General features: G+C 71.5%; 8 protein-coding genes and 1 tRNA gene. 4 read left to right on the forward strand and 5 right to left on the reverse strand.

All coding sequences use genetic code 11. The features are described 5' to 3' along the window. Nucleotides 1-44: 44 nt before the first annotated feature. Complete coding sequence (gene cofC, locus ACWCSD_RS18740; RefSeq protein WP_449916376.1) at nt 45-680, forward strand: 2-phospho-L-lactate guanylyltransferase; 636 nt, start codon at nt 45-47, stop codon at nt 678-680. Nucleotides 681-733: 53 nt separating this feature from the next. Then, a complete protein-coding gene (locus ACWCSD_RS18745; RefSeq protein WP_352324833.1) occupies nt 734-943 on the forward strand; it encodes a hypothetical protein in 210 nt (69 codons plus the stop codon). Between the two features lie 65 nt (nt 944-1,008). Here ACWCSD_RS18745 and ACWCSD_RS18750 read toward each other — a convergent pair whose 3' ends face one another. The 4 genes from ACWCSD_RS18750 to leuC form a co-directional block, all read right to left on the reverse strand. Beyond that, nucleotides 1,009-1,308, reverse strand: coding sequence for an HU family DNA-binding protein (locus tag ACWCSD_RS18750; RefSeq protein WP_352352161.1), 300 nt, complete (start codon nt 1,306-1,308; stop codon nt 1,009-1,011). 99 nt (nt 1,309-1,407) lie between these two features. Further along, nucleotides 1,408-1,635 (reverse strand): SCO5555 family protein, encoded by a 228-nt coding sequence (locus tag ACWCSD_RS18755; protein ID WP_352352162.1) that lies wholly within the window; start codon nt 1,633-1,635, stop codon nt 1,408-1,410. Then, nucleotides 1,614-2,201, reverse strand: a complete 588-nt coding sequence (gene leuD / locus ACWCSD_RS18760; protein WP_358288536.1) for a 3-isopropylmalate dehydratase small subunit — start codon at nt 2,199-2,201, stop codon at nt 1,614-1,616. The genes ACWCSD_RS18755 and leuD overlap by 22 nt, the downstream gene beginning before the upstream one ends. A gap of 15 nt (nt 2,202-2,216) precedes the next feature. Next, a complete protein-coding gene (gene leuC, locus ACWCSD_RS18765) occupies nt 2,217-3,602 on the reverse strand; it encodes a 3-isopropylmalate dehydratase large subunit (RefSeq protein WP_352319072.1) in 1,386 nt (461 codons plus the stop codon). Between the two features lie 63 nt (nt 3,603-3,665). Between leuC and ACWCSD_RS18770 the strand changes: the two genes are divergently transcribed. Then, nucleotides 3,666-4,382, forward strand: a complete 717-nt coding sequence (locus ACWCSD_RS18770; protein ID WP_352319070.1) for an IclR family transcriptional regulator — start codon at nt 3,666-3,668, stop codon at nt 4,380-4,382. A 58-nt stretch (nt 4,383-4,440) separates the two neighbouring features. Then, entirely contained in the window at nt 4,441-6,153 is a 1,713-nt protein-coding gene (locus ACWCSD_RS18775) for a hypothetical protein (protein ID WP_397164616.1), read from the forward strand. Between the two features lie 136 nt (nt 6,154-6,289). Here ACWCSD_RS18775 and ACWCSD_RS18780 read toward each other — a convergent pair. Next, nucleotides 6,290-6,362, reverse strand: a tRNA-Glu gene (locus tag ACWCSD_RS18780). Nucleotides 6,363-6,441: the final 79 nt, after the last annotated feature.

Consider the following 6,441-nt stretch of genomic DNA (forward strand, 5'->3'; position numbering starts at 1 on the left):
TCCCGGTTGGCCGCGTGGGATGTCGAGGCGAGATGCTTAAGCCTATGAGCAACCGCTGGTCTCTGGTCATTCCGGTGAAGACGCTGGTCGCGGCGAAGACGCGGCTGGCGGCCGCGACGGGTCCACACCGTACGCGGCTGGCCGTGGCCGTGGCCTGCGACACCGTGGCCGCGGCGCTGGCCTGCCCGGCGGTGGCGCGGGTGATCGTGGTGACCGCCGATCCGGCCGCGGCGGGGCCGCTGGGGGCGCTGGGCGCGGAGGTGGTGCACGACCCCGACCGCGGGCTCAACACCGCGTTGCGCACGGGCGCGGCCCATGCCGTACGCGTCGCGCCCGGTGCGGCGGTGGGCGCGCTCCAGGCCGATCTGCCGGCCCTGCGACCGGCCGAGCTGGCGACGGCGCTGGCCGCGGCGGCCGAGTTCGACCAGTCGTTCGTGCCGGACGCCCAGGAGGTCGGCACGACCTTCTACGGCGTGCTGGCCGGGCGGCCGTTCACGCCGCGGTTCGGCGGCGAGTCGCGGGCCAAGCACCTGGCCGGCGGCGCGAAGGAGCTGTGCGTGCCGGGGATCGACTCGCTCCGGCGGGACGTGGACACCCCCGACGACCTGCGCGCGGCCCTCGCCCTGGGCCTGGGGCCGCACACGGCGGCGGTGGTCGCCGACCTGTGGCCGGGGGCGTGACCCTCCGGGCCGCCTCTCGCCCGCCGGACGGCGGTCGGCTTAGGCTGGACGGCGTGCAGGCGACGGTACGCAGCTTCGACGAGGTCACCCGTTCCGGCTCGGTCTTCCTCGACGACGGGACGGTGCTGGAGTTCGGCACGCGCGCCTTCGACGCGGGGCCGCTGCTGCTGCTGCGCACGGGGCAGCGGGTCAACCTGGCGACCGACGGCGGGCAGATCACCTACATCACGCTGTCGACGTTCCCGATTCCCGCGCCCGAATGACGACGCGGTCCCGGAAAACAGCGAACGCCCGGGCGTGGGCCGCCCGGGCGTGATGTCCGCTGAGACTATTTCTTCTTGCCGATCTGCTTGCCGCCCTCGTTCACCAGGTCCTTGAATTCGGAGCCGGGACGGAACTTGGGCGCCCAGCTCTCGGCGACCTTGATCTCGGCGCCGGTCGACGGGTTCCTGGCAGTGCGGGCGGGCTTGTTCACCATCTCGAACGCGCCGAAGCCCGTGATGGAGACCTTGTCCCCGCTCGCCACGGCCTTCTGGATGGCCTCGATGACCGCGTTGACGGCCTCGGTGGCCGTCCTTTTGTCGCCCACCCGATCGGTGATGGCGTCGACGAGCTCTCGCTTGTTCATGAAAGTCCTGCTCCCCCAGTGACGGCTCGGGGTTCCAGCTCTCGAGTTCGACGTAGAAACCCCTTACGCGCTCGAAAGTAGGCGGGATCGCGGGGGAACTCAATCACCCTGCGTGTTTTCCCCCTCGCGTGGCGTGTCGAGGGCGCCCAGAAAGGCGTCGAGCCGGGCGGCCGCCCTTTCCGGATCGCGCTTGGCGAGATCGCAGATGGACAGGTAACGGCGGGCCGCCCGTTCCTTGTCGGCGGCGGGGAGCATGCGGACGCGGCGGTGCGCCTCGCGCAACCGCCGCGCCAGTTCGTCGTCCTCTAGACGGTCGTCGGCAGCCATGGCTGCCGACCATTCTCGTACGCGGCCACGTCGTCGGCGTGACGCAGGGTCAGGCCGATGTCGTCCAGGCCCTCGGTGAGGCGCCAGCGGGTGTAGTCGTCGATCTCGAACGGCACGACCTCGCCGGCCCAGCGGACCTGGCGTTCCAGCAGGTCGACGGTCACCTGCAGCGTCGGGTCGGCCTCGACGGCGGCCTGCAGGGCCTCGACCTTCTCGGCGGGCAGGACGACCGGCAGCAGCCCCATCTTGGTGGAGTTGTTGCGGAAGATGTCGCCGAAGCGGGCGGCGATCACGGCGCGGAAGCCGTACTGCTGCAGGGCCCACACGGCGTGCTCGCGGGAGGAGCCGGTGCCGAAGTCGGGGCCGGAGACCAGGATCGAGCCGCCCTCGTAGGAGGGGTCGTTCAGGACGAACGTCGGGTCCTCGCGCCAGGCGGCGAACAGGCCCTTCTCGAAGCCGGTGCGGCTGACCTGCTTGAGCCAGACGGCCGGGATGATCTGGTCGGTGTCGACGTTGCTGCGGCGCAGCGGCACCGCCGTACCGGTGTGGGTGGTGAAGGCGTCCATCGGTCTGGTTCTCCCTTACAGGTCGGCGGGGGCGGTCAGGCGGCCGGTGACCGCGGTCGCGGCGGCGACCTGCGGCGACACCAGGTGGGTGCGGCCGCCCTTGCCCTGGCGGCCCTCGAAGTTGCGGTTGGAGGTGGAGGCGCTGCGCTCGCCGGGCTTGAGCGTGTCGGGGTTCATGCCGAGGCACATCGAGCAGCCGGCCTCGCGCCACTCGGCGCCGGCGGCCTTGAACACCTCGTGCAGGCCCTCCTGCTCGGCCTGGAGCTTGACCAGCATCGACCCGGGCACGATCAGCGTGCGGGTGCGGACCTGGCGGCCGCGCAGGATCTCGGCGGCCGAGCGCAGGTCCTCGATGCGGCCGTTGGTGCACGAGCCGACGAACACGGTGTCGACCTCGATCTCGCGCAGCGGCGTGCCCGCGGTCAGGCCCATGTACTCAAGGGCGCGCTCGGCGGCCGAGCGCTCGACCGGGTCGGCGAAGCTGTCGGGGCTCGGCACGGACTCGCCCAGCGGCAGGCCCTGGCCGGGGTTGGTGCCCCACGTGACGTACGGGGTCAGCGTCGAGGCGTCGATCTCCACGACCTTGTCGAACACGGCGTCGTCGTCGGTGCGCAGCGACTTCCAGTACTCGACGGCCTGGTCCCACAGCTCGCCCTCGGGGGCGTGCGGGCGGCCCTTGAGGTAGGCGAACGTGGTCTCGTCCGGGGCGATCACGCCGGCGCGGGCGCCCGCCTCGATGGACATGTTGCAGACGGTCATGCGGCCCTCCATGGAGAGCTTGCGCACGGCCTCGCCGCGGTACTCGACGATGTAGCCCTGGCCGCCGCCGGTGCCGATCTTGGCGATGATCGCCAGGATCAGGTCCTTGGCGGTGACGCCGGCGGGCAGCTCGCCCGAGACCTCGATGGCCATCGTCTTCGGCCGGTAGGCGGGCAGCGTCTGGGTGGCCAGCACGTGCTCGACCTCGGAGGTGCCGATGCCGAACGCGATGCCGCCGAAGGCGCCGTGGGTGGAGGTGTGGGAGTCGCCGCAGACGATCGTCATGCCCGGCTGGGTCAGGCCGAACTGCGGGCCGATGATGTGCACCACGCCCTGGCCGGCGTCGCCCATCGGGTGCAGCCTGATGCCGAACTCGGCGGCGTTCTTGCGCAGCGTCTCGACCTGGGCCTTAGAGACGGGGTCGGAGATCGGGCCGAGCACGGTCGGGACGTTGTGGTCCTCGGTGGCGATGGTGAGATCGGGCCTGCGCACCTTCCGGCCGGCGAGACGGAGTCCGTCGAACGCCTGCGGACTGGTCACCTCGTGAATGAGGTGCAGGTCGATGTAGAGCAGGTCGGGTTCGCCCTCCGCACGGCGGACGACGTGCTGCTCCCAGACCTTCTCGGCCAGTGTGCGGCCCATGATCTCCTCCTTGAGATTGCCTCCGACTTGCTTTCTCATATGTCGAGACGGCAGTATCGGTGTATGGACAACTCTAGCGGAGTCGGAGTACTCGACAAGGCCGTTCTTGTACTCAATGCCCTCGAAGCGGGTCCCGCTTCCCTGGCTCAGCTCGTCCAGGCCACCGGCCTGGCCCGCCCCACGGCCCACCGGCTGGCCGTCGCACTTGAGCACCACCGCATCGTGAGCCGCGACACCCAGGGCAGATTCGTGCTCGGGCCGCGGCTCGCGGAGTTGTCCACGGCGGCCGGCGAGGACCGGCTGCTCGCGGTGGCCTCGCCCGTGCTGATGCAGCTGCGCGACCTGACCGGCGAGAGCGCGCAACTCTACCGGCGCCAGGGTGACGAGCGGGTCTGCGTGGCGGCGGCCGAGCGGGCCAGCGGCCTGCGTGACACCGTCCCGGTGGGCTCGGCGCTGCCGATGACGGCCGGCTCGGCGGCCCAGATCCTGCTGGCCTGGGAGGAGCCCGACCGGCTGCACAGGGGCCTGCGCGGCGCCAAGTTCACCGCCGCCACCCTCGCCTCCGTGCGCCGCCGCGGGTGGGCCCACAGCGTCGGCGAGCGCGAGCAGGGGGTGGCCAGCGTGTCCGCCCCCATAAGGGGCAGCGGAGGCAAGGTGATCGCGTCCGTCTCGGTCTCCGGGCCCATCGAGCGGCTCACCCGGGCGCCCGGTCGGTTGCACGCCGTGCCCGTCATGGCGGCCGCCGAACGCATCACCGAGGCCATGCGCCGCACGTCATGATCGGCGAAAGCTCGTATTTCGGGGGCCGACTGCCTCGCGGGCGCACTAGCCTGAGTGCGTGACAGATCGCATCGAGGTAGCCGCCACTGAGCTGCGACCCCTGCTCGAAGAGTTCATCCTGTGGGCGCGTTCCAACGCGCCCGGAAGCGACCCCGAGCTCGTGGGGCCTGCCGCACTCTGGCACCGTCTCGCCTTCTCGCAGGACCTCGGCACGTGGAAGCGTGCTGACCTGCGCAACCTGCTGCTCGACCGCATGCCGAAGGTCGTGGAGGATCCCGACGCCGCCGCCGACGGCATGCTGCCCGCCGTCGACGCGTACCTGACGTTCCTCTCCCAGACCGGCAGGCTCGCCAAGGGCTCCGACTCCCTCGCCGACCTGCAGGCCGAGCTCGACGACGTCGAGGACGAGTTCGTCGAACTCATGGAAGACCTGCTCGACGACGACGGCGCGGGTGACGACGAGGAGGAGACCGGCGACCTGGGCGACTTCGAGGCGTTCGCCGACGAGCTGGCCGAGCTCGACACGATCAGGCTGCGCCCCGACTCTGAGCTGGCCGCGGCCGCCCGCCGGTCCCCGCTGGTCGCCAAGGCCCGCGACCTGGCGCTGTGGGTCGGCTCCGGCCGCCGCGTCGGCGAGGACACCCTGCTCACCGACGCCGAGGTGGAGGAGGCGCTGGCCGCCGTCGGCCTGCCCAGGCCCGAGACCGACGGCCCGGTGGCCGAGGCGGTCCCGCAGCTCTGGAACATCTGGAACCTCGCCGTCGACCTGGAGTTCCTCGAACCGGGCGAGGGCAACACCGTGGCCGTCCAGGACGACACCTCCGAGTGGCCGTTCGACGACGACGAGGACGTCCTCGACGCCTGGATGCTCGGCCTGCACTCGGTCGACTACGGCGACCCCGAACTCGACGACGACGACCTGACGATGGCGCTGGCCGGCCTGACCCGGGGTCTGCTGGTCAGGCTGCTGCTGGCCGGCGGCTCGCGCGAGCGCGACGACCTGGCCCGCGAGCTGGCCGAGGCCGCCGCCGACCTCGACGAGCTGGGCGGCGACGCCTGGGAGGCGGCCGGCGACCCGCTGGCCCCCGCCATCGACTGGCTGACCGGCTACGGCATGGTCGAGGTCGAGGGCACGACCGTGCGTCTCACCCCGCTGGGCACCGAGGGCGTCGTCCACCTGGTGGACGACGCCGACATCGAGGTCGACGCCCGGCCCGCGATCGAGTCGATGAGCGCCCACGAGCTGCTGGCGCTGAGCGCCGAGCTGCCCGAGGACGAGGCCGACGCCGAGTTCGCCGCCTGGATGCGGCTCAGGGAGCCGGCCAAGGCAGCCGAGGAGCTGCTCGACGCGGCGGCCGAGGACGAGAGCGACGCCCTGATCCGGGTGCAGGCGGCCAGCGTGGTGGGCACGCTGGGCGAGGCCGCCGTCCCGGCCTGGCAGGAGGCGCTCAAGCAGCCGTCCCTGCGGCCGTACGCGGCGACGCACCTGAGCCAGCTCGGGGTCGAGGGGGCGCCCGAGCCCACCCAGGACGACACCCACTGGCTGATCCTCGACATGTGGACGATCTCGGCCGGGCTGGGGCGTTCGGAGTTCGTCAGCAGCCTGCGGGACATCGGGCCCGACATGGTCAACGGTCTTCTCGAGGTGATCTGGAAGATCCCGCACGCGCACGTCGAGGAGCTGCTCGACCTGATCTCCCAGGTCCACCCCGACAAGCAGATCGCCAAGGCGGCCCGCCGCGCCCTGTTCAAGGCCCGCTCCTCGGCCTGAGGCCACCACGGCCAGGGCCCCGCACGATCCGCGCGGGGCCCTGTTCCGTTTTTCGAGCGTCCCTCGGGTTTTCGAGCGTCCCTGGGAACGCGAAAAACGCCCCGGTGCTTGACGCGCCGGAGCGTTTGGGTGAACGTAGTCCCGACCGGATTCGAACCGGCGCTACCGCCTTGAGAGGGCGGCGTCCTGGGCCACTAGACGACGGGACCTTCGCACAGCTTGTGATCGTGGTAGTCCCGACCGGATTCGAACCGGCGCTACCGCCTTGAGAGGGCGGCGTCCTGGGCC

Source organism: Nonomuraea sp. NPDC001684, assembly GCF_053596515.1.

Excerpts from the sequence above, each read along its gene's own strand:
- cofC (WP_449916376.1), top strand. The coding sequence starts at position 45 with ATGAGCAACCGCTGGTCTCTGGTCATTCCGGTGAAGACGCTGGTCGCG.
- ACWCSD_RS18770 (WP_352319070.1), top strand. The coding sequence starts at position 3,666 with ATGGACAACTCTAGCGGAGTCGGAGTACTCGACAAGGCCGTTCTTGTA.
- ACWCSD_RS18750 (WP_352352161.1), bottom strand. The coding sequence starts at position 1,308 with ATGAACAAGCGAGAGCTCGTCGACGCCATCACCGATCGGGTGGGCGAC.
- leuC (WP_352319072.1), bottom strand. The coding sequence starts at position 3,602 with ATGGGCCGCACACTGGCCGAGAAGGTCTGGGAGCAGCACGTCGTCCGC.
- ACWCSD_RS18755 (WP_352352162.1), bottom strand. The coding sequence starts at position 1,635 with ATGGCTGCCGACGACCGTCTAGAGGACGACGAACTGGCGCGGCGGTTG.
- leuD (WP_358288536.1), bottom strand. The coding sequence starts at position 2,201 with ATGGACGCCTTCACCACCCACACCGGTACGGCGGTGCCGCTGCGCCGC.